The following is a 26,617-nucleotide window of genomic DNA, read 5'->3' on the forward strand; positions in this document are numbered from 1 at the left end:
GAAGTATTCTATCATAATTTAAGGTTTGCGACGACCACTCCAAAAGAATTAAACACAGCCTCCGCGTATGGGAGGCTGTCACCATCATTTTTTCCCTTTGACATAATCAGCATCAAACAAGAACATCCTCATTAATAAAATGAGCGATGGAATCAATAGGAACAACCCGGCAATAAAGGCAATCACCAGTGCAAGCCCCATCGCATCATTGACGACACCCTCGGAAAGGGTAATATAAGGATAAAGCAGGTAAGGCAAGTGAGATGCACCATAACCGAAAAATGCGGTGAAAAACTGGAACATGACGGCTATGAACGCCCAGCCGTAATATTTGCCCTGGTAAATCAGGAAGATTGCAAGCATGAAAAACCCGACAGACAGTCCAAACACCCACCATAGTTCCATCATCCGGTTAAAGTGATCTTCATTATGCTGACTCATCGCAATAAATGTGGTGAGACTGGCAATAATCGTAGGCGAACTCCAAAACAAGGCATACTTTTTCACTAAGTTTAATGCTCCCTGGTCATCAGCACGGTGGGCATAGAAGCTTAGGAATGCTGCACTGATATATAAGACAGAAACTATTGCTAGAAATACCACGCTCCAGGAATACGGACTGGTTAGTAATTCACCTGTCAGTAAGTGTACGCCTTCCGCGGTCTCTTTTATGAACCCGCCTTCCGAGATCGTCAGTGCTGTTGATAAGGAAGCAGGAATCAACAGACCAGTAGCTCCATAAAGGAACAAATAAACGTTACTCTGTTTCGACCCGTAGTTTTCAAATGCATAGAATGAGCCACGGATAGCAATCAGTACAATTGCTATACTCCCAGGAACGAGCAGTGTCTGCCCGTAGTAATAGGCCGCATCCGGGAAGAAACCGACAAGTCCCACGAAGAAAAATACGAAAAAAACATTGGTCACTTCCCACACCGGGGACAAATAACGGGAAATCAACCGATTGATTAAATGATCCCGCTTTGTCACCTTGGCATAATAGGCAAAAAATCCGGCACCGAAATCAATCGAAGCAACAATAAGGTAGCCGTATAAAAAGATCCATAATACAGTGATTCCTATCAGTTCGTATGTCATCAGCGCTCCTCCCCTTTAGCCGTGAATTCTGGATAATGCCGTTCCAGTTCTGATTCAGCAGGGTTGTTTTTGAACAATTTGCGCAGCACGGTGACGACACCGATCCCTAACACGGTATATAAAAGAATGAACAATAAGAGCATCCAGCCGACATTCGGAGAGGTAGTGGCACCTTCTGCAACGGTCATGTACCCTCTCAAAATCCATGGCTGCCGTCCTACCTCGGCATAAATCCAGCCGAATTCAATGGCAAGCATGGCAAGCGGCCCGTTGAATACAATCAGCCACAACAGCCATTTGTTGTTTTCATTCCATTTTTTCACCTTAGCCACTATCAAATAGAGCAAGCTCACCCCTAAGGAATAGAATCCAATCAGCACCATTAAGTCAAACATGTAATGCACCCATAACGGAGCTATTTCATCTTCAGGAAATTGATCAAGCCCGACTACTTCGCCATTGAAATCTCCGGTGGCAAGAAAGCTCAATGCTTTTGGCAGGCGAAGGGCATTTTCGACCTCGTTATCCTCGTTCAACCGACCGAATAATATTAAGTCTGCCCCTTCTTCTGTTTCAAAATGCCATTCTGCTACGGCCAGTTTTTCCGGTTGTTCATGCGCCAGGAATTTCGCAGATAAATCCCCCGCGACAGCCGTCAACAAAGCAAAAATGAATATGGAGCCGACCGTCAGTTTTAAAGCTTTTTTATGGTATTCCGTGTTTCTTTTTCTAATGATATAAAAAGCAGTGATAGCCGCAAGGATCGCAGCAGATGTCAAATAAGCTGTCGACAGCACATGGAACACCTTCGTCGGTGTCGCCGGATTGAACATGGCAACAAGCGGCTGGACATTCACTAACGCTCCATCCTTGACATCAAACCCTTGCGGTGTATTCATAAAGGAGTTGACGGTCGTAATGAAAAACGCCGACATTCCGGCTCCAATCACGACAGGAATGGATAAAAACCAATGATAGATCGGCTTTTTAAATCGATCCCAGGTATATAAGTAGGCACCAAGAAAAATTGCCTCAAAAAAGAAGGCGAACGTTTCCAGGAACAATGGGAGGCTGATGACGTTACCAGCAACCTGCATGAAACTCGGCCATAACAAGGACAATTGCAACCCAATAGCCGTACCGGTTACCACACCAACCGCTACGAGTATAATGAACCCTCTTGTCCACCTTCTGGCCAGCAGGGTATAATTCGGGTCTTTCTTTTTGATCCCCATGAATTCCGCAATGGAAATCAATAGCGGAACCCCGACCCCGATCGTTGCAAAAATAATATGAAAACCAAGCGTTAACGATGTCAATAACCTGCTTAGCATGACGTTATCTAATTCAAACAAATACCTTCCCTCCCCATTACACTTCAAAATACATGGTCTCTATGGTTACTCTACCCTAAAAATACTAACCCTAGTATAATATGTGAAATCGTTTTATTTTTAATATAATCATGACTATTTTGTGACATACTTCACATATTCTTTCTAGTTTTTATCGTATAATATTTGTTTCGTTATTGTCCAAAGAAAAAGCCTGGCTCGACTCCGTTTTCAAAACAAGATTAAATTAAAAAAACGCTTGGATTATGACATCCAAGCGTTTTGAGGTTTCTTTGCTTTTTATATAGCGTCTAGCATTTGGAATTGGGTCTTGACCAGGTCGTAATATTCACCTTTTTGGTCCATCAGTTCATCATGGCTGCCTTGTTCAAGAATCTTTCCATGCTCCAGAACAATGATGTTATCCGCTTCCCTGATCGTAGAAAGACGGTGAGCGATAATGATCGCTGTCCTTCCTTTTAGTAACCTGCGCAGTGCCGACTGAATTTTCACTTCGGTTTCTGTATCGATGCTTGCTGTCGCTTCATCCAGAATCAGGATTCTTGGATCAGCGAGCAGCGCTCTTGCAAACGAGAGTAATTGACGTTCCCCTGCAGAGAGAACGTTGCCTCGTTCTTCCACTTCTGTCTCATATCCATTCGAAAGACGCTGGATGAATTCATCAGCCCCGACGACCTTTGCCGCTTCGATTACTTCCTCATCCGTTGCATCCGGGCGGCCGAAACGAATATTTTCCATGATGGTGCCGGAAAAAATAAAGGTATCCTGAAGGACGACACTGATTTGCTGCCGGACACTGTCAATGGTAACATCGCGCAGGTCGGTTCCATCAATTTTCACAGCTCCTTTGGTAGGATCATAGAAACGACTGATCAAATTGGCAATTGTAGATTTACCGGAACCTGTATGACCGACCAATGCTACAGTCTGCCCTTGTTTCATCTCCAGTGAAATTTCATGAAGTGCAATCCTTTTATCATCATATGAAAACTGGACATGGTCGAATTCGATATGACCCTTGATGCGGTCTAACTGTTTCGCATTTGGCTTCTCCGCCACGTTTGGCTGCTCATCAAGAAATTCAAATATCCGTTCTGACGCTGCCATTGCCATCAGCAGCTGGTTATACATCTGTCCGAGACGTGAAATCGGCTCCCAGAACATTCCGAGGAAAAAGGCAAAGGAGACAAAGGTACCAACTTCAATTCCCCCGTTCGCCGGTCCCTGAATGATCAGCCACGCCCCATAAGAAATAAGAATGACTGTGCCAATGGCGTTACTCATTTCTACAAATGGACGGAACATAGCACTTTTCTTCGTCGCGTTCCGCCAGGCTTCAAAACTGTCGGTATTGACACCATCAAAGAACTCTGCATTTTCTTTTTCCTGCGAAAACGACTGGGTGATCCGGATTCCCTGAATGCTTTCATTCAGATGAGAATTCAAGCGGGATTGCTGGATCCTAACCCGCTGCCAGGAACGTCGGATATTCCGGCGTAATTTTGTTGAAATGTAAAACATGATTGGCAGGACGACCATGATCGCCAATGCCAGTTTCGGGCTCAGCACGAATAATATTATGATAATGCCAAGCAAGGTCACGATGTCCATCAATAGATTGATAATTCCATTAGTGAACAGTTCCTGCAATGAATTGATATCATTCATGATCCGGACAAGTATCGAACCGGCTGAACGCGAGTCGAAAAACCGGTGTGATAACCGCTGGACATGGGAGAACAAGTGCTGACGCAAATCATAAATGACGTTTTGCCCCAGGATGTTCACCCATTTAATCCGGAATACGTTCCCAAGATAACTGAATAAGTAAAGAATGGCGATTCCGACTACGAGCTGAATCAGCATATTGACGTCCTGATTCGCAATCGCAATATCAATCGCTACTTTACCTATCAGGATCGGTACGACTAACCGGATGATCGTTGATACCAGCATAGCTATGATTGCTGCCGGCAGCAGCGTTTTTGCGTATGGTTTTAAATATTTTAATAACCGGACCATCTGTTCCCAGTTGAACGGCTTCTCAATTGCCTGGTCGATGGTGTAATGAAACCGGTTCAAGTGCTTATTTTCCTGTGGTTTCGTTTTTTGTCTGCGTGCCAAGGTGACTCCCCCCTTTTTGATTTCAGGTATTGGATGCTTTCAAAATCTGTTCTTTATCCTGATACTGAATATCATAGATACGCTGATATGGACCACCGTTAGAAAGCAGGAAGTCGTGGGTACCACGCTCTTTTACTTCCCCATCCTCCAGGACGATAATTTCATCCGCGTGCTTCAAGGAAGAAATTCGGTGTGCAATGATGAAGGTCGTTCTCCCTTGCATCACTTCCTTCAAAGCTTTTTGTATCTTGAATTCTGTTTCCATATCCACAGCTGAAGTAGCATCATCCAAAACGAGGATACTCGGATCAATCAATATCGCCCGGGCAATTGCGATCCGCTGCTTTTGTCCACCGGATAAGCCCATTCCCCGCTCACCTAACAACGTATCGTAACCTTCCGGCATATCCATGATGAATTCATGTGCCTGTGCCCGCTTGGCAGCATCGATGACTTCTTCTAACGTAGCATCCGGGTTCCCATAAGCAATATTTTCTTTGATCGTCGTTGAAAAAAGGAACGATTCCTGAAGTACAAACCCGATATTGCGGCGTAAAGTTTTCAAGGAATAGTGGTCTACAGGTTTGCCATCAACTAGTACTTCTCCGGTTTCAGGTTCATAAAATCGAGTGATTAACTGGGTGATACTTGTTTTCCCGGAACCAGTTGCCCCGATTAAACCGATGACCTTGCCTGGAGGGGCATCAAAATTGACATTTTTTAATGCTGAATCATCATCTTCCGTATAAGTCAGCGTGACATCACGGAAAGTGACATGACCGTTTAAACGCTCCAGAGTAATTGGTTTATCCTTTTCCTGAATATCTTCTTTCGCTTCTAAAATTTCGAGAAGGCGTTCCCCGGACGCTTTCGATTGAGAAAATAAGTTAATCACAAAGCCGAGGTTCATTAATGGTCCAAGGATATACCAGACGAGGCTGAAGAATGCGACGAGTTCCCCGAGGCCAAGATTCCCATTGACGACCATGCTGCCTCCGTACGCCAGCAATGCGACGACAGACACATTTCCGATGAACTCCATCAATGGAAAGTATTTTGCCCAGATATTGGCGGTGGTCAGGTAATTCTGTCGGTAGTCCTGGTTACGGTCGGAGAATCTGCCGATTTCAAAACCTTCCCTTGATAATGATTTAACGGTTGTCATGCCGCTGATATTTTCCTGTACGCGTGTATTCAGTTTCCCGAACGATTTACGAATGCCTCGGAAAGCTGGATGGACGCGTTTATCAAACTGGAAAACTACGACTGCCAGAAATGGCATGGCTGCCATCGTTACAAGCGCCAGTGGCACGGAATAATAAAACATGACACTTAGGCTGATGACAATCAATAACGTGATACGGATCAATTCAGCAATACCGAATGAAAGGAAAAATCGGAACCCTTCCACATCCGCTGTCAGCCGGGACATGATATCGCCGGTTTTGGCGTTGTCATAATACTTAAATGGGAGACGCTGTAATTTTTTATAAAGTTCATCTCTTAATTTATAGACGGAAGTGATACCGAATAAATCACCTAAGTATTGTTGTAAGTAAGTAGCAATCCCTTTGATGGCCATCAGGATAATGAAGGCGCCTGCCAAATAAGGAATAAGATTATACCGTTCATCTGCTACCACATCATCGATTGTGATCTGCAGGATGATCGGGTATACCACAGTAATTCCCGTCACAAATAATAAAAATAACAGCGACCAAAAGAAATACTTTTTATAAGGCCAGTAAAATTCTTTCAGCTTTTTAAAAGTATCCATTGTCTCCCTCCTCTTTCTGTAAAATTTTAACGTAATTATAAATATATCGGGTTACGAAATAAATATCCACCTTTTTGAGCTAATTTTTTTAAAATTCTCCATGCTTTATTCTATTGTAAAATTGGATAGCACTAATGTACATGACAGGTGGATTTTCATAGGGAAACGAAGGATATAAGTCATAAAAAAACCACCAGCCTAAACTGGTGGTTTCGGTTACTGCTTATTTTTCTTTATTGCCAAGGACGCGATTGACGCGTTTGCGGAGCATTTTCATACCGCCGCCACCTGCCTGGAAGTGACGAAGGTTGCCTTCTTCATCGAACACATAGTACGCAGGTACATATTGATTTTCAAAGGCATCGGTAAGTGCGTGTTTGTTGTCTACGAAAATTGGCTGCGTAATATCATGCTCAGCAGCCACTTCTTTGATTTTATCCAAATCAAGATCTTTTTCAGAGCGTGGCATATGGACAGCAACCACGTTCAAGTCGTCTTTGTATTCGTCACGGAATTCATTGACATTCGGCATAGCTTCTTTACATAGGCCGCAGCTGACAGACCAGAAATGGATCAATGTAGGTTTATCTCCTAAAAGCTCATCTTTAGAGACTTGTCCGTTCAACCATTCGGTTGCGCCTTCCAGTTCAGGCATTGGTGCTCTTAAACGCATGTTAATTCCTCCTTAAAAAAGGTACAGTTCGATTATTTAGATATAAAAGGGCCTAACATGAAGTTAGACCCTTGTAAATAGCTTGTCCTTTTATGACCCCTATTATAGAGTCTCTTGACCTGGCTTCCAGTTTGCAGGGCAAAGTCCGCCAGTTTGAAGTGCTTGAAGTACACGTAGTGTTTCATCAACGTCACGACCGATGTTGTTGTGGTTAACTACTTGATACATCAATTCGCCTTCCGGGCTGATGATGAATAGGCCGCGAAGTGCAACACCTTCATCTTCAATTAGTACACCAAAGTCTTCAGAGACTTTATGGTTCGTGTCAGCAGCCAATGGGTAAGCAAGATCGCCTAGACCATTTTCATCGCGGGAAGTGTTGATCCATGCCAAGTGTGTGTGGATAGTATCTGTAGATACTCCAACTACCTCTGCATCCAGATCTTCGAATTCGTCATAACGATCGGAAAGTGCAGTGATTTCTGTCGGACATACGAAAGTGAAGTCCATTGGATAGAAGAATAGCACTGTCCATTTGTCGTTTTTCATGTTTTCTTCCAAAGATACTTTTCCGAATTCTTTGTTCGGAAGTACTGCGTCCATTTCGAAGCGTGGAGCTTGTTTTGCTACCATACGTTCTGCCATGAAAATCCCTCCAAAAAATATTGAATTAGTTGTTGTAATCACTCACAATTCCTATTATAACGAGCAGCTTGTTTAAAGTCAATATTAAATTATAATAAATTTAATCTGGCTTCTTTGACTTCCATAATCAAGCATGCCCTAATAATATAACCCTTACACATTCTCATTAAACAATAATGATTGATGAATGTAAAATGATAGGCTTTACATCCGGCAAAAACCTTTTCTATCCCGGTTATCAGCGAATCAACCGTTTGATTTGATAAATTATTACAAAATCCGCTATTCTATTACATAGCATGTTATGAACTAAGGAGTTGTTTACATGAATTTGTTTGAAGATGGTTTCCAGATCAACTTAACGGAAATCACAGAGCTATTGATTACAGTAGGGTTAAAAATCCTGGTGCTTCTCATAGCATTCGCAATCATAGCACCGATTGGCCGAAAAGCGACCAGTGGTGCCATCAACCGGATCAGCAGGCATAGGAAAATTCCGGAGCCTCGCACGAAAACATTGGAACGTCTTTCGATCAATTTGTTTTCCTACATTATGATGTTCGTTTTTGTGGTGATGCTGCTTGAGATGGTCGGTATTCCGATCGGACCATTACTTGCGGGTGCTGGTATTGTCGGTCTCGCCATTGGTTTTGGTGCTCAAGGCCTTGTCAGTGATATCGTTACCGGTTTTTTCATTTTAATTGAGCGACAGGTAGATGTAGATGATTACGTGACCGCAGCAGGTTATGACGGAGTGGTGGAAGAAGTTGGCCTGCGGACGACAAAGCTGCGCGGCTTTGATGGAACTCTTCATTATATCCCCAACCGGGAAATCTCAGGTGTCAGTAACCACTCTCGCGGCAACATGCGCGCGATGATCGACATCGGCATCGCTTATGATGAAAATATCGAGGAAGCCGTAGCTGTTCTTCAGCGCGTCTGTGATGATTTCGCAGCCAACGATGAACGAATCAAAGAAGGACCGGATGTCCTGGGCGTTCAAACACTTGGTTCGTCCGATGTCGTCTTACGAATTCTTGGTAAAACCACAAACATGGAACAATGGGGCGTCGAAAGAGATTTACGCAAGGCGATGAAAGAAGCCCTTGATGCTGCAGGCATTGAAATCCCGTTCCCGCATCAGGTTTATATGGAGAAGAAGGATATTGCGGAAGCTTAAGGGCCCCACTGTACCGGCTGTCTCATATATGGGTAGTTTGTCTCGAAAATTTTCGTATTTGTCTCATTAAATCACGAATTTGTCTCTCATAATTTAAATTTTGTCTCATTTACGAACCTGACTGTCTCAGATACGCAGGAGTATTCTCACATAAACAGGTTTTATCTCATTAAACATCATAAAGAATCCCGGGCTCCTGCGCCCGGGATTTTTATTCTTCCCATACCTCTACTTTTCTAATTTGCCCATCAATCATATCGACGATTTTAAAATGATGATTCCGGAAGGTGACCTCTGTCCCTTCCGAAGCATCGATATCATTCGTATAAATAAAGCCGGCAATCGTGTCGTAGTCTTCATTCTCAAGATCCAAATCAAAATATTCATTTATATCCTGAATAGAGACTTTCCCTTCCACAAGGAAGTGGCCGTTTTTCAGACGTTTGATCGCCCGCTCTTCTTCGTGGTCGAATTCATCGCGGATTTCCCCTACGATTTCTTCAATAATATCTTCGATGGTTACAATCCCGGATGTCCCTCCATATTCATCGATCAGGACAGCCATATGCGTCCGTTCTTTTTGCATCCGGACCAGCAAGTCATGAATTGGGATATTTTCAAATACTTTGAAGGCAGGGCGGATGAAAGGCTCTAGCGTCTCCAGATCTTCGAAATCATTATAGAATAATTCCTTCAAATGAATGACACCCAGGATATGGTCTTTATCACCGTCAATGACTGGATATCTCGTAAAACGTTCTTGCTGTATATAACGACTGATCGCTTTGACAGAATCGTTGATTTCTATAACAGCCATTTCCGTACGGGGAATCATGATTTCCTTTGCTGTCCGGTTATCAAATTCAAAAATACGGTCCACGTAGGTGAATTCCGATCGGTTAATTTCCCCTTTTTGATAACTTTCCGATAAGATGTGCCGCAATTCTTCTTCGGAGTGCACCTCTTCGGATTCATTGGCCGCATGAAGTCCGAACATACGGACCAGAATATTGGCAGACCCATTCAGCAGCCATATCAACGGGTACATTAGCTTGCTGTATAAAATCAATGGTTTTGCCAATAGCAGCGTGATTGCCTCTGCTTTTTGGATGGCAACTGTCTTTGGGGCTAGTTCTCCTAAAACCACATGTAAAAAGGTGATGACAAAAAAGGCGATTCCGAATGAGATGGTATGACTGACAGCACTCGGCAGCTCAAATCCTTCCAATAACGGGTGGAGAAGCACCTCGAGGGTCGGTTCACCGAGCCAGCCTAATCCCAATGCGGTAATGGTGATTCCCAGCTGACAGGCAGATAGGTAATAATCCAGGTTATTTGTCAGCCGTAATACACTCTTCGCTTTTTTATCCCCTGCTTCAGCCCTTGCATCCATTTTTGTTTTCCGAACCTTTACGATAGCGAATTCACTCGCTACAAAAAAAGCCGTCAATACGATCAGCAAGGCTACTGCCAAAAGCTTTAACGTGGTTTCCATCCAATCTCTCCTCTAACGACTATGTATCGGGGCAATGCGCCCCATTTGCTTATCGCATCCGCTGCTCCACTTGCTGACATACTTCTTCCGCTGTCGCACCATGGGCATTGATGACCGACTGCTCTGTTTGTGCGTCCGCCATTCCCATCACATCTTTATCCTGACCGGAAATGACACAGCAGTCGCATCCTTGTGCATCCTGTTCATTTCGAAGGGTTACTATATCATACCCTTTTTCCTGTAAAGCGGAACTAATATCTGTCAAACTTTCCTCTACTGCAATTTTTCTCATTTCTTATTCCTCCTTGAATAGGGTAAGGTCTACGTCCCTATTGTTACCAACGTTAAAGGAGGTATGCAGATAACCATGCTTACCAGTTTCGAGTGACAGCTTCCACTATGTCCACCCCAACAGCTAATGCACGTTCATCCGGTGTTAGTTTTGCGTGATGAAGTCCATATTCAGATTCCACTCCAAGCCAGAACATAAACCCGGGAATCTCTTTCAGCATATAACCGAAGTCCTCCCCAGTCATGGCTGGAGGTGCTTCCTGGAACGTGACACCATCCACTTTTTCGGAAATCTGGCGGAAAACATCCACATGCTTGCCGTTATTGTACACCTGATAATAATTGGCTCCATAATCAATAGAAGCGGTACATTCATGGCCGATTTCAAGTCCTTCTGCCAGCCGTTCAATATTCGCCTTTACCTTTTTCATCGCTTCCGGGGACATCGTCCGGATGGTCCCTTCCAGGCGGGCGTGTTCTGCAATTACATTCTGGACCGTTCCACCAGTAATTTTACCAATTGTGACGACTGCACTATCCAACGGATCGACACGCCGGGCAACGATTTGCTGCAGCTGCGTGACAAAATAGCTCGCGGCCACTACCATATCATGCGTCTGATGGGGGTAAGCGGCATGTCCACCCTTCCCTTTCAGATCAATAAACAACTCGCTGGTGTTGGCAAACAGGAGGCCTTCTCTGGAGGAAACGGTCCCGACTGGCAGATCTGGCGCAATATGAAGAGCAAAAATGACATCAGGACGCCACGCTTGAAATTCTTTACTATTCAAAAGCGGCTCAGCACCGCCCGGTCCTTCCTCTGCCGGCTGAAAAATAAACAATGTGTTGTCAGCTGCCGGGTTTTCGGCAAGCCGTCTTAATGAACCCAATGCGATTGTCATATGGAAGTCATGCCCGCAGGCGTGCATGCTGCCTTCATGTCGGGATTGAAACTCATACCCGGTTTCTTCCGTGATAGGCAGTCCGTCAATATCGGCTCGGTAGCCAATTGTTTTTGACGGATTCAAGCCTTTTACAAAAACTAGAATGCCTGTCCGCCATGTTTTAATTTCGATATGTTCCTGTGGCATCCGTCCGATTTCATCTAAGAGATACTGTTGAGTTTTGAATTCCTGGAAGCCAAGCTCCGGGATCTGATGCAAGTCTCTTCTTATTATTTGAAGCTGGTTTTTATCCAACCATACCCACCTCTTTCCTCTAGGATCTGCAAAACATTGTGGTTGATTTTTCAATTAAAAAGCCGAAAAGTCGAAGACTTGTCAAGGGTTCTTTATCATAAAGGAGTCAGGGGTGGCTGGGAAACTACTCGCTTTCCTGCGGGGGAACCGGCAAGCCTCCTCAGTCGTTTCACTCCCTGCGGGGTCTCACCTGGCTCCTTCTCCCGCGGGAGTCTCGCAGTTTCCCAGCCACCCCATTCGACGATTGAGAGCAACGAACCCCTGCCATATATAAAGATGTCTTACACGTAATGATGCAAGTGACAAGAACGCTTTTATAAACAGCTCTCCTCATTGTTGAAGGACTGCATATAAATGTTTCCGTTTTTCCCATAAACGCAAGGAGGCCCGGGAAATTGCGAGACTCCTCGAAAATGCTACGCATTTCCTTCGTGCGGTGTCTATTCAAGAAGCTTATTCAAAGTCCAATGGGAAGATAGTACATGGTGAGATCCCGCAGGGCTATAGCCCGAGGAAGCTCACCGTACGCCCATGGAAAGCGAGTGATTTCCCGGACCTCCCTACCGTTACTACCGTAACGGAAACAAATATATCTCGAAACTGAGTCTTCTATTAAAGGGAAACGGATGCAATAATTCTTATAGAAAAGGCCCTGCGATGTGCAAGGCCTTAAGGGTTGATCAGTTATCCAGTTTGCGTAGTTCCTGCTTAATTTCTGTCTTGGATTTAGTCTGATCGTCGATATCTTTGATTTTTTTCGCTGGTGTACCGGCAACCAGTGTATTTGGAGGGACATCTTCTGTAACGATGGATCCTGCTGCAACAACAGAACCTTCACCGACTGTGACACCTTCCAGTACTACTGCGTTTGCGCCGATTACGACACCATCTTCAATTACTACCGGGCTGGCAGATGGCGGCTCGATAACTCCTGCAAGTACCGCGCCTGCTCCGATGTGGCAGTTTTTGCCGACCGTAGCACGTCCGCCTAGTACCACGTTCATATCGATCATGGTACCTTCACCAACAACAGAACCGATGTTGATCATGGAGCCCATCATGATGACACAGCCATCGCCGATTTCAACCTGGTCACGGATGACAGCGCCTGGCTCGATACGAGCGTTGATGCCCTTCAAGTCAAGCAATGGAATCGCAGAGTTTCTGCGGTCGTTTTCTACTACGTAATCCGCAATAGCATCTTTATTATTTTCAAGCAGCTGTTCAATGTCTTTCCATTCACCGAAAAGTACACCGCTTTTTTCTTCGACAAAATCCTGAACGTTCTCACCGAAGTCGATGCTCTTCAAGTTTTCCCCTTTCAGGTAAACTTTGACTGGTGTCGACTTGGTGCTATTCGAAATAAACGAAATAATTTCGTTTGCATCCATTTGTTTCATGTGTCAATTCCTCCTTCATGGTATGTAACGTACTGCTTCATTTACTTTATCAAAGTGAAATGTTTGTGACAAGAATTTCACTTGTTTCTTTATTTTTTCGACATGTGGCTTTTGTCCCCTTTTGGCAGCAAACTGATCAAAAAAAGACTGATGATCGCAAGGACCAGTATACCGAGATAGACAAGATGAAGCCCGGAGGTTAAGGCGTCCTGCAGCACTTCAAGTGCACCGGGGGAAAGACTCTCCCTTTTTTCCGCATCCAGGAGCAGATTAGTAGAATCCACGGTCAACTCCTTGCCCAGGTCCGCTTGAGCAATGGCTGTCTGAATTCTGCTGTTGAGCATGCCTCCGAGCAAAGCTGCGCCGACCGCACTCCCCAGGGAACGCATGAACATGTTGGATGCTGTAGCGATTCCCCTTGTTTTCCAATCTACCGTACTTTGAATCGAGACAATGAAGGAAGTCGTCGAAAGCCCCATGCCGACACCGATGAAAAACGAGCCTGTCGCTGCCCAAACCGGACCTTTTTCAGGAGATAACAAAAAGAAGAAGATACAGCCGATAATTAAAGAAATACCACCAATTAATGAGGTGGACCGAAATCCGATCCGAAGCAGCAATCTCCCGGCAAGAGCAGATGAGATAGGCCAGCCAATCGACATCGTGGTTAACGTGAAACCGGCGACAATCGCAGGCTTCTCCATCACACCCTGAACGAATGCCGGCAAATAACTGGAAACACCGATAAGGATCATTCCTGTGGTCAATGAGGTGATATTGGCAATGGATATTGAGCGATGCTTCCAGATTTCAAATGGCATCATCGGTGCGCTTATCCTTTTCTCCTGGAAGAAAAATAAGACGAATCCGATAGATGATAGACTGGCAAGTAAGAGCATCAACTGTGAATTCCAGGCTATCCTGACCCCGCCTTCCACGAGAATCAGCATGAGGGCACTGACAGCAATGAACATGTACAAGGCACCGCCATAGTCGATTTTCCTGTCTGTCTTATCCAGTTCCTCATGAAAGAAAAGGATAATGCCTGCCATCGCCAGCAAACCTAACGGGATATTCATCCAGAATACATACGGCCAGCTCAACACATCAACAAAAAAGCCGCCGAGTGCCGGGCCGGTTACAGCAGAAATTCCCCAGACGCTTGCTAGGTAGCCTTGAATATTTGCCCGCTCTTCTTTCGTATAAATATCGCCGACGATTGTCGTGGCAATCGGCATCAATGCCCCGGCCCCTAATCCCTGGATCAGCCGGGTGAAAATAAGCATTTCCATGGAAACAGCAAACCCGCTTAATGTCGAACCAATTAAAAACACCGATATTCCAAATAAAAATATCGGTTTTCTTCCGAAGATGTCTGAGAGTTTACCGAATATCAGCACCGTGGCAGCATTCGTCAACAAATAAGCAGAAAATACCCAGCTGTATAGACTGAATCCTCCTAAATCGGCGACAATGCTTGGCATTGCTGTAGAAACAATCGTAGCTTCAATTGCTGCCAGAAACATAGCGAGCATAATAGATGCTAACACGAGCGGCCGTTTGATCGTTTTTTTATGTACAACAGACTGTTCCATAAATCCCCTTCACTTTCTTCATCTTAAGATAAAACAGGGGCTGACTCTTTAATAGAGTCGAGCCCCGGTTGATTACCTTTTCTTTTTTCTCTACCCCTTCACCTTATCCCGTAAGAGGTGCGTTTCTGTATGCAAATAACGATTCAACTGCTTTAAAATTGCTCTGCGCGTCAAAATACCATCAAAAGAACCTTCTTCATCTGCAACACAGACAAACGGGTGATCGATGACATACTTCAACGCCTTTTCAAACGAATCATCCCGGTGAAGAATCGGGATTTCTGTTTTCATGACCGTGTTGACACACATCTCGGATAGTTTATTAAATTCAAATTGTTCGATTCCTAATGTTTGTTCGATGATAGCGGCTTTGCTGATTGTCCCTTTCAGCTTAAATGCAGCATCCAGTACAGGAACAGCAGAATATCCGGTCTTCACTAAGACCAGTAAAGCGTGCTCGAGTGGATTGCCTACCTGAACATGGGCGACTTTATCAGCAGGAATCATCAGTTCGTTTACTGTGGTGTGGAGCAACTCATCGTTTGGTACATTAATCATTCTTCAACACTCCCTTATCATCCAGCAGTCGAAGGAGCATACGGAAAACACAATACATAGCAAAAAGGCTTTTATCAAAGCCTTCCCTCCCACTGTTCATGGATATTACATGGAACCACGGGATATGCTACCTCATTATTTTAACATAATCCGGTGAAGCGAGTAGACTTTTATGGAAGAAAACTTTTTTAACGTTCGCGGCCGACGGATCCCTCCTATTCCTCATTGGCAGCTTCTTTATCGACATTAATGATAATTTCGACTAATGTAATTTTATTACATTTCTTACAATACCCCGGCTTTCTATAAAGCAAACAGCATTTAGGACATTTATAAAACATAAGAAAAACACCCTTTTTAACAGTTTATGTACCAATTAAAGCCGTGGTGTTCTCTAGCCAGGCAAAATAAAACATGAGATAATGGATGTTAATGAAAGAAAACAAGGAGATGTTCGTCCAAAAATGTCAACACATACCTTTACGAAACCGGAAGAGATAGCCAATACGATTACCCATGGGATCGGAGCGATATTAAGTGTGGCGGCGCTTGTATTACTTTTAGTGTTTGCCAGTATGGAAGGAAACCCGTGGCATATTGTTTCCGTAGCTATTTACGGGGCGACCATGGTATTAATGTACGTTTCTTCCACATTATGTCATGGTTTTCCAAAAGGGAAAATGAAAGATCTCTTTGAAATTTTTGACCACTCGGCCATCTATTTATTTATAGCCGGAACTTACACTCCAATTATGCTCGTTCCATTGAGAGGCACTCTGGGCTGGACGTTGTTCGGCACCGTGTGGGGCATTGCTATTCTGGGTATTGTTTTCAAAGTTTTCTTTGTCAAACGCTTCGTCATGCTGTCAACTTTGTTCTATATTTTGATGGGGTGGCTGATTATTCTTGCCTGGGGACCGCTGACTGCGGAGTTACCGGCACAAGGGATAACCTATCTTGTTGTCGGCGGCGTGCTGTACTCGATCGGCAGTATTTTTTACGTGTGGCGGAGTTTTCCATTTCACCACATGGTGTGGCATCTGTTCGTGCTAGGAGGATCAATGTTCCACTTCTTCACCATTTTCTTTTATATCCATTGATAAAAACGAGAACAGGCACAGATGTGTAACACATTAGAATTTCATCTATATAAGTGAATGTAATAGCGTATATGAGACAGCCTACATCATAAGAGAGACATTTTTTTAATTATGAGAGACAAATTTGAAAATAAAATAGACAATACCTGCATTATATGAGAATGAAATAAGTGTAAAAGAGAAACCAACCTTTATAAGAGAGAAAAGAGAAGCACCACCTGACAGGTTCAGGTGGTGCTTCTTGTATTTCTTATGCAAATCGGGGCCCGTATAACCTTAAAAAGGGAATTGGTTAAGCCATTGGCCGCCGTCCAGGGTGACGACCTCGCCATTCATATAAGACGCCTTATCCGAAAGTATGAAATGCGCCAAATCAGCAATTTCTTCCGGGGTTCCCAGTCTTCTCAATGGAACCGATTGAAGCGTCCGCTTCGCTGCCTCTTCTGACTCAAACAGTTTATCTGCTCCTCCGGTTCGTTCGATCGGACCAGGCGCTATCGCGTTGACCCTTACCCCATATTTGGAGCCCCATTCCACTGCTAATGTCCGCGTCATACTGAGTACGCCTGCTTTTGCGGCTGCGGAATGAATGACACCAGCTCCAGCATTCCAGGCATAAGTAGCCACCATGTTCAATATAGTACCCTTTGTTTTATTTTCGATCCAGTAATTTCCTACAGCATGACTACAATAAAATGTCCCGTTTAAAACGATATCAATGACGGTCTTCCATCCATTTGCAGACAGCTTCTCTGCAGGAGCGATAAAATTACCGGCCGCATTATTGACCAGGTGATCAATCCGCCCGAAGGCTGCTTCTGTCTCTATTACCATCCGTTCGGCATCCTCTATATTTCTTACATCCATAACAACGGTAAGTACCTGAGCTGGGTCATCCCCCATAATTTCCTCTTTTGCTGATTGCAGGCGTTCCTCATTACGGCCGGTTATGACAACATTTGCGCCCTCCTGGACGAACTTCTTTGCCATGTACTTCCCCATTCCGCTGGAACCGCCTGTAACTATTACAACTTGACCTTCCATAACAACTCCTCCTTCACTATGTATGTATTCCATATCAAAAACTGAATTCCTGTTCATTTTTCAAAATATATCAATCTATTTTCATTTTCACCATAAATCTAGCACATATCCTACTTTCTGCTATAATAACCTAGACTGAGGGAATAGATGATGCAACCGAAGACATTTACATGGATATAGAAAGGAAATTTATATGAAGATGAATCGGCGAGCTTTCCTGAAAAAAGCATTCGGCAGTCTTCTTGCCTTCATGGGCCTAACCGGCGGAACATACTATTATGCGAGATACATGGAGCCGGATATGCTCACCATCCAGGAAGAAACACTGACAAATAGTAAAATTCCCGGGTCATTCCGTGACTTTAAGATCGTACAGTTTTCCGATACTCATATCGGCTTTCACTATACATTGGAGCAATTGAAAGAAGTCGTTGATCGAATTAACCGTATGAACCCGGATCTGATACTTTTCACTGGAGACCTGGTCGATCGTCCGAACGCCTACGAATGGAATGGCAAGATTGTAGAGGTATTAAAAAAGCTGCAAGCTCCCCATGGGAAGTACTGGATTTACGGCAATCATGACCATGGTGGTTATGGCACAGATATCGTCAAGAAAAAGATGGACGAAGCCGGCTTTCAACTGCTCCAAAACGAACATACTGTCATAAAAAAGGAACAATCTTCCTTTATTCTTGCTGGGGTTGACGATCTCATGCTTGGTAAACCGGATATGGAAAAAACACTTCAGGGAGCAGATAGCGATTCTTTCGTACTTCTGATGGTTCATGAACCGGATTATGCGGATGAGGTAGCCAACTATCCGGTAGACGTGCAATTATCAGGGCATAGCCATGGCGGTCAAGTCCAGATACCTTTTTTCGGATACCTTGTCACACCACCCTATGCTGAAAAATATGTAGAAGGCCGGCATACGATCGGTAATCTCGATCTCTATGTCAGCCGTGGTCTCGGTACCACCCGGCTTCCTTACCGATTCTTGTGTAAACCGGAAATTACGATTCATACGTTAAAAAATAGTTGAGAAAAATACGACATTTTTATGACAAATAAGCCAAAAATAGCAACACGCCAGCCTTCATGTTACAATAAATTCCGAATGTTAAAGAAGATGGACAGCTTCAGGTTGGAGGGAACAGGATGAAACTTATGTACAAACTGTCCTTGCCTTTTTTTGCTGTGTTGTTATTCCTTGCTGCATGCGGTCAGGAAATTGAGGAAAATATGTCCCGGGATGTAGAAGAATTCTCAGCAATCAATGAGCAAGGCGAGGAAAGAAGTTTAGAAGACTACCAGGGTCAATATTGGGTAGCTGATTTTATTTTCACCAATTGTGATACCGTATGTCCGCCAATGACTGCTAATATGGCACGCCTTCAGACAATGATGGAAGAAGAAGGTATTGAAGATGTGCAGTTAGTCTCTTTCAGTGTCGACCCTGAAAATGATGATCCTGAGGCATTAACAGAATTCGGAGATAAATTCCAGGCAGACTTTGGCAATTGGGACTTTTTGACTGGCTATGATTTTGATGAAATCCGTCAGCTTTCCATCAAGTCGTTTCAATCCATGCTGGAAGAAGAACCCAATTCAGATCAAATGATGCATGGTACACGCTTTTATTTGGTGAATCCTGATGGAGAAGCAATCAAACATTACAGTGGTACAGAATCGGGATCCATGGAAGAGATTTTAGAGGACCTTAAGAAAACACAATAATCCAATGGCGCACCTTATTGTGCGCCTTTACCTTTACCCTTGTCCAGTGTTGTAAGAAAGGAGTGTATCCGTTGAAAGAAAAACATGCCTTGACCGACCATGAATTAGCCGAATCGTTATTTATTATCAACCGCCACGCTAAGACAGCACCTGAACCAAAAGAATTATATGATTTAAAAAAACAAACCATCGCGAAGCTTCTCAAGGAAAACCGCGCCAAAAAAGTCGGTCTCCACTTTTCTGATCATCCTAAATTAAGTCAGCAGCATTCCACCCTGTTGATTCAGATAGGAAACTATTACTTTCATATTCCCGCTCAGAAAAAGGATTTTCAGGAACTTCGCCATTTAGGGAAGTTGGACAAGGATTACCGGAACCCCAAACCACGATTGTCTCTTTCCCGCGCGAAGAAAAATTTGTATCGTTATTTGGATCGGAAACCGGCACCCTCCAATAACAAATCTTTTCAAAAAAGCTCCTATACCTCCTCCTATCTTGGAAGTATGAACTTCCGCCCCTGGAATCAACGTGGTAAACGGTCTTGATTGAAAATCAAATAAAAGAAATAATAAATTCTCCTAAAAAACTTTCAGCCATTTTTGACTGGAAGTTTTTATTTTTTCGCCAATATTTTTTCCATTAACACCCAGGCCAAAACTTCCCCAACCCGCTCTGAACAGGTATTCACCCGCCATACAGAATATACTTTTAAAATTTTTTAGAAATATTTTTTAAAAACAAAAGGTTGTCATTTCAACGATGTAAGCGTTTACTGTTTTTCTGATTTATCTAAACTATCAGAAAATTTACTTTTACCCTGTTGACGCCCTGCAAATAAGGGCGTATAGTAATCGTCAAATTCAAAAAAAATTAATTTTCTGAAAGCTGAAAGGCAGGAAGTTTTGGGCCCTGAAACTTACACATATTTTGAAAGCCGGGCTCATAAATTTCACAACAATCCTTTATGAATTTTAAACAATAATCAGTTAAAGAGAGGAGTGTGCAAAAGGATGAGTAACCAATGGATTTATCTCAACGGCGAATACGTCACCAAACAGGACGCAGTCGTTTCTGTTTATGATCATGGTTTTCTATACGGAGATGGGGTGTTCGAAGGTATTCGTGTTTACAGCGGAAACATCTTCAAACTCGATGAACACCTTGACCGTTTATATGACTCAGCAAAATCGATCATGCTGAATATTCCCTACACAAAAGAGGAGTTTCAGGACATTATTGTCGAGACTGTCCGCAAGAATCAGTTGGAAACAGCCTATATTCGCGTCGTTGTTTCCCGCGGTCCAGGAGATCTCGGGTTAGATCCAAATAAGTGCTCAGAACCTCGAATCGTAGTCATCGCGGAAGCACTCGCTCTCTTCCCGAAAGAACTTTATGAACGAGGTGTCCGGCTGGCATCGGTTGCAAGTCGAAGGAACCGTGCCGATGTTCTTCCTCCACAAGTGAAATCATTGAATTATTTAAATAATATTTTAGTGAAAATGGAAGCGAACCAGGCTGGAGTCGATGAAGCGCTGATGCTGAACGACCAGGGTTATGTCACAGAAGGATCCGCCGATAATGTCTTCATCGTAAAAAACGGGGTCATCATAACTCCTCCCGTCTACCTGGGAGCCCTGGAAGGCATTACAAGAAACACAATCATCGACTTAGCGAAGCAATTAGGTTATGAAATGCGGGAAGAGCCATTCACCCGCCACGATGTCTATGTAGCAGATGAAGTATTCCTGACAGGGACAGCGGCTGAAGTCATTGCCGTCAATGAAGTGGATTCCCGGGTAATTAACAATCGTAAACCGGGTAAGGTCACCAACCATCTGTTATCGGAATTCCGTAAACTCACTACCGAAGACGGTGTGAAAGTATATGATTCTGATGCAAAAGTTCAAGTGAGCTGAAGCTGACAAATTAATAGTTAACTCCATGACGGGAACAAAGGGATAAGTTACTGTATTCACAGAGAGCCGGGGTTGCTGGAAGCCCGGAAATACACCTTATTCCGACATCCTCCCTGAGTGTCGGGCTGAACGATTTATCCATTAGGTCCGACCAGGTGCCTTCCTAAGCACCTGTTATCAAAAGAAGCTGTACTGGTTGAATAGGCAGCTTCCCAAGGCAGTATTTGTGAGGATACTGTAAACGAGGGTGGTACCGTGAAAAGCAAAGTCTTTTCTCCCCTCTTGCTCCACACGTTAGTTCCATGTGGAAACAAGAGATGGATGAAAAGGCTTTTTTCATTGCTAAAAATGTTTAGATTAAAAGTATCAAATATCACTTAGGAGGGATTTAAAAAATGAAGGTAGAAGCGAAGCCGCACTATGAAACCCAAACGAAACCAAAGTCAGGTGCGGACCTGCTCGTGGATGCATTGATCCAGGAAGAAGTCAAAACCATTTTTGGATATCCGGGGGGTGCAGTCTTACCGATTTATGACGCGCTGTATCGTGCCGGTGATGCATTCCATCACGTCTTAGCCCGGCATGAGCAAGGTTCTATCCATGCTGCTGAAGGCTATGCCAGAGTAACCGGGAAGCCAGGCGTTGTCATTGCCACTTCCGGACCAGGGGCGACAAACCTGATTACCGGCATTGCGGATGCCATGATGGATTCCCTTCCGGTCGTCGTTTTCACCGGGCAGGTGGCCCGCGGCGTTATCGGAACAGATGCTTTTCAAGAAGCGGATGTTATGGGGATTACGACGCCAATCACCAAGCATAACTACCAGGTACAGTCACTGTCCGACCTGCCTAGAATTGTAAAAGAAGCCTTTCACATCGCTTCTACCGGACGGCCGGGACCTGTTGTGGTTGATATTCCGAAAGATATTTCAACCGAGGTGGATGATAACCCTCCAAGTGTTGAGTTTTCCTTGCCGGGCTATCAACCGAACTTGAAACCGAATCCGCTCCAAATTAAAAAGCTGACAGATGCGATGGCGCAGGCAAAGAAACCAGTGCTGCTCGCCGGAGCCGGCGTGCATCACGGGAAAGCTTCCGAACAGTTGAAGGCTTTTGCTGAACAGCATTCCCTCCCTGTCGTACACACACTGCACGGGCTGGGTACTTTCCCTGGCAGCCACTCCCTTTCATTCGGAATGGCAGGAATGCACGGCACCTATGCAGCCAACATGGCGCTTTATGAATGCGATTTGCTCATCAACATCGGATCTCGTTTCGATGACCGTCTGACCGGAAAATTAGAACATTTCGCACCGAAAGCAACCGTCGCTCATATTGATGTCGACCCAGCAGAAATCGGAAAGAATGTACCAACCCAAATACCGATTGTCTCCGACTCAAAAGCGGCATTGGAAGCTCTATTAAAAAATGCAGATGCTTCCCCATCAACGGAAGAATGGTACAAAAAGCTGGATAGCTACCGTGAAGAATATCCACTTTGGTACAACAAACCGGAAACGGACATGGTGCCACAATGGCTGATGGAAAAGGTCCACAGCTACACCGGTGGAGATGCTATTGTGACTACGGACGTTGGCCAGCACCAAATGTGGGCTGCACAGTACTACAAATTGGAAAAACCGAATCGCTGGGTCACTTCCGGAGGACTTGGCACCATGGGATTCGGCTTCCCGGCAGCCATTGGGGCTCAGCTTGCTGCTCCTGAAGATAAAGTCGTAGCTGTCGTTGGCGATGGCGGTTTCCAAATGACATTGCAGGAGCTGTCCCTGCTTCAGGAAATGAAGCTTCCTGTAAAAGTGATCATCGTCAACAACCAGGCACTTGGAATGGTCCGCCAATGGCAGGAAAGCTTTTATGAAAAACGCTATTCCGAATCGATCCTGTCGACACAGCCTGATTTTGTAAAGCTTGCCGAAAGCTACAATATAAAAGGCATGAGAATCGAGTCACAGCAGGACCTGGAAGAAAGACTTCCAGAAGCACTCTCAAACGATGAACCAGTTGTCGTTGACTGCCGGGTACTCCAGCAGGAAAACGTCTATCCGATGATTGCACCAGGAAAAGGAATCCACGAAATGATCGGGGTGAAACCATGAGAAGAATTGTGACAGCAACTGTTCAAAACCGAAGCGGCGTACTGAACCGGGTGACAGGGCTGTTAGCGAAACGGCAGTTCAATATCGAAAGTATCTCTGTTGGCCGCACGGAAGCAGAAGGTATTTCAAAAATGACATTTGTCGTCGACGTTGAAGACGAACGGAAACTGGAACAGCTGACCAAGCAACTGAATAAACAAATCGATGTTCTCAAGGTTTCCGATATTACCGATAAAGCGATTGTTGCAAGTGAACTTGCATTGATACGAGTAGTCAGCAATGCACAGATAAGAAATGAAATTCAGGGTATCATCGAGCCATTCCGGGCGTCGATCATCGATATCAGCAAGGACAGTCTGACCGTTCAGGTGACAGGCAAACACGAAAAAATTGAAGCATTAATCGACCTGCTTCGCCCATACGGCATCAAAGAACTGGCACGGACCGGCCTCACCGCCTTCCTCCGCGGCCAGCAGCCACAAGTAGCAGAAATGAAAAACTACTCTATTTTAAAATAATAGTTTATTAGTTTAAGCATTGTTGATTCACCCATAGGCATGGGAAACGGCGAGACTCCCGCGGGAAGAGCAAGACTGACAAGACCCCACAGGGCGATAGCCCGAGGAGGCTTGACGTCTTCCCCGCGGAAAGCGAGTCGTTTCCCCCGCCTCCCATTAAAATATCAACAATAAATTACAAATAATAAAATTCTGGAGGATGATTAATTATGGCAAAGGTACTTTATCACAACGACATTAACGAACAGGTATTGATGAATAAAAAGGTAGCGGTTGTAGGCTATGGTTCTCAAGGTCACGCTCACGCACAAAACTTGAAAGAAAGCGGCCATCAGGTAGTTGTTGGTCTAAGACCAGGAAAGTCCTGGGACAAAGCGGAAGAAGACGGCCAGGAAGTCAAAACCGTACCAGAAGCAGTTGAAGAAGCAGACGTAGTAATGGTGCTCCTTCCAGATGAACACCAGCCGAAAGTTTTCGAAGAACAAATCAAGCCGAATCTGCAGGAAGGCAATGCACTTGTTTTCGCTCACGGATTCAACGTCCATTTCAACCAGGTCGTCCCTCCTTCTGACGTCGACGTATTTCTTGTAGCACCGAAAGGCCCAGGACATCTGGTACGCCGGACATTCGAAGAAGGCGCAGGCGTTCCGGCATTGATCGGTGTCGAACAGGATTATACTGGTGAAGCAAAAGAGTTAGCACTTGCCTACGCAAAAGGCATCGGCGCTGGCCGTGCAGGCGTATTGGAAACGACGTTCCAGGAAGAAACAGAAACAGACTTGTTCGGTGAGCAAGCGGTCCTTTGCGGCGGGCTTTCCAATCTTGTCAAATCCGGTTTTGAAACATTGACAGAAGCAGGCTACCAGCCTGAAGTTGCCTACTTCGAATGTATGCACGAACTGAAATTGATCGTCGACTTGATGTATGAAGGCGGACTGGAAGGCATGCGTTATTCCATTTCCGATACAGCACAATGGGGCGACTTCGTTTCCGGACCACGTGTCATCAACGAAGAAACAAAAGCCCGCATGAAAGAAGTGCTAAGTGATATCCAGACAGGTAAATTCGCGAAGGGCTGGATCACAGAAAATCAGGTCAACCGTCCAGAATTCAACGCAACCAACAACCTTGAAAATAACCATCAAATCGAAAAAGTGGGACGTGAATTACGCGAACTGATGCCTTTCGTCAAGCAGCAGAAGAAACAAAAACAGGAGGTGTAAGTATATGACCCATGTGAAGGTGTTTGATACCACCCTTCGTGACGGTGAACAATCAGCCGGAGTCAATCTGAACAAACTGGAAAAAATCGAAATCGCCAAGCAGCTGGAACGTTTCGGCGTTGATATCATGGAAGCCGGTTTTCCGGCTTCCTCAGAAGGAGAGTTCGAAGCGGTACGCGAAATCGCCCGAACGATCAAAAACGTTTCGGTGACAGGATTGGCTCGCGCAGTAAAAAGTGATATCGATACAGCATGGGAAGCATTAAAGGATGGTGTGGAGCCCCGCCTCCACGTCTTCCTTGCCACCTCCCCCATTCACATGACTTATAAATTGAAGAAAACACCGGAAGAAGTTTTGCAGACGGCAGTCGAAACAGTCGCTTATGCGAAACAGAAATTCCATCACATCGAATGGTCAGCGGAAGATGCTACCAGAACGGACAAAGATTTTCTTGTTAAAATCATCGAAGCTGTCATTGATGCCGGGGCTACCGTCATCAACATTCCGGATACAGTCGGCTATACGACACCGGAAGAATACGGCAGTCTGTTCCGCCATCTGAAAGAAAACGTTCCAAATATCGATAAAGTCTCCCTTTCTGCCCATTGTCATGATGACCTTGGCATGGCAGTAGCCAACTCGATCGCAGCGATTGAAAATGGTGCAACCCAGGTGGAAGGTACAATCAACGGCATCGGCGAACGTGCCGGCAATGCGTCTCTTGAAGAAATTGCAGTCGCGATGAAAATTCGCCAGGATGTCTATCCGTTTACAAACAGCCTGAACTTGAAAGAAATCAAACGGACGAGTGACATGGTCAGTAAGCTGACCGGCATGATGATTCCCGGAAACAAAGCAGTGGTCGGCCGCAATGCGTTTGCCCATGAATCAGGAATCCATCAGGATGGCGTCTTAAAAGAAGCCTCCACCTACGAAATCATCACACCGGAAATGGTCGGAGTGAAATCAAACAACATGGTGCTTGGTAAGCATTCCGGCAGCCATGCTTTCAAAGAAAAAGTTCATGAGCTTGGCTATCGCTTCAACGATGCAAAAATGAAAGAAGCGTTCAAAGCCTTTAAACAGCTGACAGCCAAGAAAAAAGAAGTCACCGACGATGACTTGTTTACGATCCTGATGGATACGCAGGTCGACAGTGCTGCCATCAAAAAATATAAGCTGGAAGCATTCCAGGTCCAATATGGTTCTGCCAACCTGCCAACAGCGACAGTAGCTTTGACTACTCCAGAAGGAACAAGACTCGAACATGCCGGCACCGGTCAAGGAAGTGTCGAGGCCATTTATAACACGCTCGAAAGTCTTGTCCATGAAGAAATTCACCTGGAGGACTATCAATTGAGCTCGATCGGTAAAGGACGCGATGCTTTAGCAGAAGTCCATGTGAAAATGACCGTCAATGACACAGAAACAAGCGGCCGCGGTACTGCCCAGGACGTATTAGAAGCTTCCGCCAATGCATTTTTGAATGCGGTCAACCGGGTATTTGTCACCCAGCACGTTCAGGAACAAAAACAAGCGCACGTATAAACGTCAAAGGACCACTACTT

At 44.7% G+C, this 26,617-nt stretch carries 23 protein-coding genes; 10 read left to right on the forward strand and 13 right to left on the reverse strand.

Annotation, left to right across the window (positions count from 1 at the left end):
• Positions 1-84: 84 nt before the first annotated feature.
• From ACGTNI_RS07660 to ACGTNI_RS07685, 6 genes are all read right to left on the reverse strand, one after another.
• Entirely contained in the window at positions 85-1,098 is a 1,014-nt protein-coding gene (locus tag ACGTNI_RS07660; RefSeq protein ID WP_394461271.1) for a cytochrome d ubiquinol oxidase subunit II, read from the reverse strand.
• Positions 1,098-2,453: a cytochrome ubiquinol oxidase subunit I gene (locus ACGTNI_RS07665; RefSeq protein WP_394461273.1), complete on the reverse strand. Its 1,356-nt coding sequence runs from the start codon at positions 2,451-2,453 to the stop codon at positions 1,098-1,100. Before ACGTNI_RS07665 ends, ACGTNI_RS07660 begins: the two co-directional genes overlap by 1 nt.
• A 279-nt stretch (positions 2,454-2,732) precedes the next feature.
• Positions 2,733-4,577, reverse strand: a complete 1,845-nt coding sequence (locus ACGTNI_RS07670; protein ID WP_394461275.1) for an ABC transporter ATP-binding protein — start codon at positions 4,575-4,577, stop codon at positions 2,733-2,735.
• Between the two features lie 22 nt (positions 4,578-4,599).
• On the reverse strand, positions 4,600-6,354 hold the full coding sequence (locus ACGTNI_RS07675) for an ABC transporter ATP-binding protein (RefSeq protein WP_394461277.1): 1,755 nt from the start codon (positions 6,352-6,354) through the stop codon (positions 4,600-4,602).
• A gap of 223 nt (positions 6,355-6,577) precedes the next feature.
• Positions 6,578-7,027 carry a redoxin domain-containing protein gene (locus ACGTNI_RS07680; protein WP_085507924.1) on the reverse strand — a complete coding sequence of 150 codons (450 nt, stop codon included), beginning with the start codon at positions 7,025-7,027 and terminating at the stop codon, positions 6,578-6,580.
• A gap of 102 nt (positions 7,028-7,129) precedes the next feature.
• Complete coding sequence (locus tag ACGTNI_RS07685) at positions 7,130-7,672, reverse strand: peroxiredoxin (protein ID WP_394461279.1); 543 nt, start codon at positions 7,670-7,672, stop codon at positions 7,130-7,132.
• A 325-nt stretch (positions 7,673-7,997) separates the two neighbouring features.
• Between ACGTNI_RS07685 and ACGTNI_RS07690 the strand changes: the two genes are divergently transcribed.
• On the forward strand, positions 7,998-8,852 hold the full coding sequence (locus tag ACGTNI_RS07690; RefSeq protein WP_394461281.1) for a mechanosensitive ion channel family protein: 855 nt from the start codon (positions 7,998-8,000) through the stop codon (positions 8,850-8,852).
• 211 nt (positions 8,853-9,063) lie between these two features.
• On the opposite strand, the gene ACGTNI_RS07695 is transcribed toward ACGTNI_RS07690, so the two are convergent.
• The 6 genes from ACGTNI_RS07695 to cbpB form a co-directional block, all read right to left on the reverse strand.
• Positions 9,064-10,347: a hemolysin family protein gene (locus ACGTNI_RS07695; RefSeq protein ID WP_394461283.1), complete on the reverse strand. Its 1,284-nt coding sequence runs from the start codon at positions 10,345-10,347 to the stop codon at positions 9,064-9,066.
• Positions 10,348-10,396: 49 nt separating this feature from the next.
• Positions 10,397-10,639, reverse strand: coding sequence for a YkuS family protein (locus ACGTNI_RS07700; protein WP_085507918.1), 243 nt, complete (start codon positions 10,637-10,639; stop codon positions 10,397-10,399).
• A gap of 79 nt (positions 10,640-10,718) precedes the next feature.
• The gene (locus tag ACGTNI_RS07705) at positions 10,719-11,837 is read right to left on the reverse strand and encodes an N-acetyldiaminopimelate deacetylase (protein WP_394461285.1); all 1,119 of its coding nucleotides are present in this window, start codon (positions 11,835-11,837) and stop codon (positions 10,719-10,721) included.
• Positions 11,838-12,517: 680 nt separating this feature from the next.
• On the reverse strand, positions 12,518-13,237 hold the full coding sequence (gene dapD / locus ACGTNI_RS07710) for a 2,3,4,5-tetrahydropyridine-2,6-dicarboxylate N-acetyltransferase (protein ID WP_062445587.1): 720 nt from the start codon (positions 13,235-13,237) through the stop codon (positions 12,518-12,520).
• 89 nt (positions 13,238-13,326) lie between these two features.
• A complete protein-coding gene (locus ACGTNI_RS07715) occupies positions 13,327-14,832 on the reverse strand; it encodes an MDR family MFS transporter (RefSeq protein ID WP_394461287.1) in 1,506 nt (501 codons plus the stop codon).
• Between the two features lie 90 nt (positions 14,833-14,922).
• A complete protein-coding gene (gene cbpB, locus ACGTNI_RS07720; protein WP_394461289.1) occupies positions 14,923-15,390 on the reverse strand; it encodes a cyclic-di-AMP-binding protein CbpB in 468 nt (155 codons plus the stop codon).
• Between the two features lie 464 nt (positions 15,391-15,854).
• On the opposite strand from cbpB, the gene trhA reads away from it, so the two are divergent.
• Entirely contained in the window at positions 15,855-16,490 is a 636-nt protein-coding gene (trhA, locus tag ACGTNI_RS07725; RefSeq protein ID WP_394461291.1) for a PAQR family membrane homeostasis protein TrhA, read from the forward strand.
• Positions 16,491-16,766: 276 nt separating this feature from the next.
• Here the strand turns inward: trhA and fadH are convergent, their stop codons facing one another.
• Positions 16,767-17,534 carry a 2,4-dienoyl-CoA reductase gene (fadH, locus tag ACGTNI_RS07730; RefSeq protein WP_394461293.1) on the reverse strand — a complete coding sequence of 256 codons (768 nt, stop codon included), beginning with the start codon at positions 17,532-17,534 and terminating at the stop codon, positions 16,767-16,769.
• 199 nt (positions 17,535-17,733) lie between these two features.
• Between fadH and ACGTNI_RS07735 the strand changes: the two genes are divergently transcribed.
• From ACGTNI_RS07735 to ACGTNI_RS07770, 8 genes are all read left to right on the forward strand, one after another.
• Complete coding sequence (locus ACGTNI_RS07735; protein ID WP_394461434.1) at positions 17,734-18,579, forward strand: metallophosphoesterase; 846 nt, start codon at positions 17,734-17,736, stop codon at positions 18,577-18,579.
• A 116-nt stretch (positions 18,580-18,695) separates the two neighbouring features.
• The gene (locus tag ACGTNI_RS07740; RefSeq protein WP_394461295.1) at positions 18,696-19,274 is read left to right on the forward strand and encodes an SCO family protein; all 579 of its coding nucleotides are present in this window, start codon (positions 18,696-18,698) and stop codon (positions 19,272-19,274) included.
• A 71-nt stretch (positions 19,275-19,345) separates the two neighbouring features.
• Entirely contained in the window at positions 19,346-19,819 is a 474-nt protein-coding gene (locus tag ACGTNI_RS07745; protein WP_085507902.1) for a YkyB family protein, read from the forward strand.
• A 465-nt stretch (positions 19,820-20,284) separates the two neighbouring features.
• A complete protein-coding gene (gene ilvE, locus ACGTNI_RS07750; RefSeq protein WP_394461297.1) occupies positions 20,285-21,190 on the forward strand; it encodes a branched-chain-amino-acid transaminase in 906 nt (301 codons plus the stop codon).
• 395 nt (positions 21,191-21,585) lie between these two features.
• The gene (ilvB, locus tag ACGTNI_RS07755; RefSeq protein ID WP_394461299.1) at positions 21,586-23,307 is read left to right on the forward strand and encodes an acetolactate synthase large subunit; all 1,722 of its coding nucleotides are present in this window, start codon (positions 21,586-21,588) and stop codon (positions 23,305-23,307) included.
• Entirely contained in the window at positions 23,304-23,825 is a 522-nt protein-coding gene (ilvN, locus tag ACGTNI_RS07760) for an acetolactate synthase small subunit (protein ID WP_062445571.1), read from the forward strand. The genes ilvB and ilvN overlap by 4 nt, the downstream gene beginning before the upstream one ends.
• A 209-nt stretch (positions 23,826-24,034) precedes the next feature.
• Entirely contained in the window at positions 24,035-25,048 is a 1,014-nt protein-coding gene (ilvC, locus tag ACGTNI_RS07765; RefSeq protein ID WP_085507896.1) for a ketol-acid reductoisomerase, read from the forward strand.
• A 4-nt stretch (positions 25,049-25,052) separates the two neighbouring features.
• On the forward strand, positions 25,053-26,597 hold the full coding sequence (locus ACGTNI_RS07770) for a 2-isopropylmalate synthase (RefSeq protein WP_394461302.1): 1,545 nt from the start codon (positions 25,053-25,055) through the stop codon (positions 26,595-26,597).
• The last annotated feature ends 20 nt before the right edge of the window (positions 26,598-26,617 follow it).

Origin of the sequence: Thalassobacillus sp. B23F22_16 (assembly GCF_043496955.1) — a bacterium.
In the GTDB taxonomy this organism is placed as follows: domain Bacteria; phylum Bacillota; class Bacilli; order Bacillales; family Halobacillaceae; genus Thalassobacillus; species Thalassobacillus devorans_A.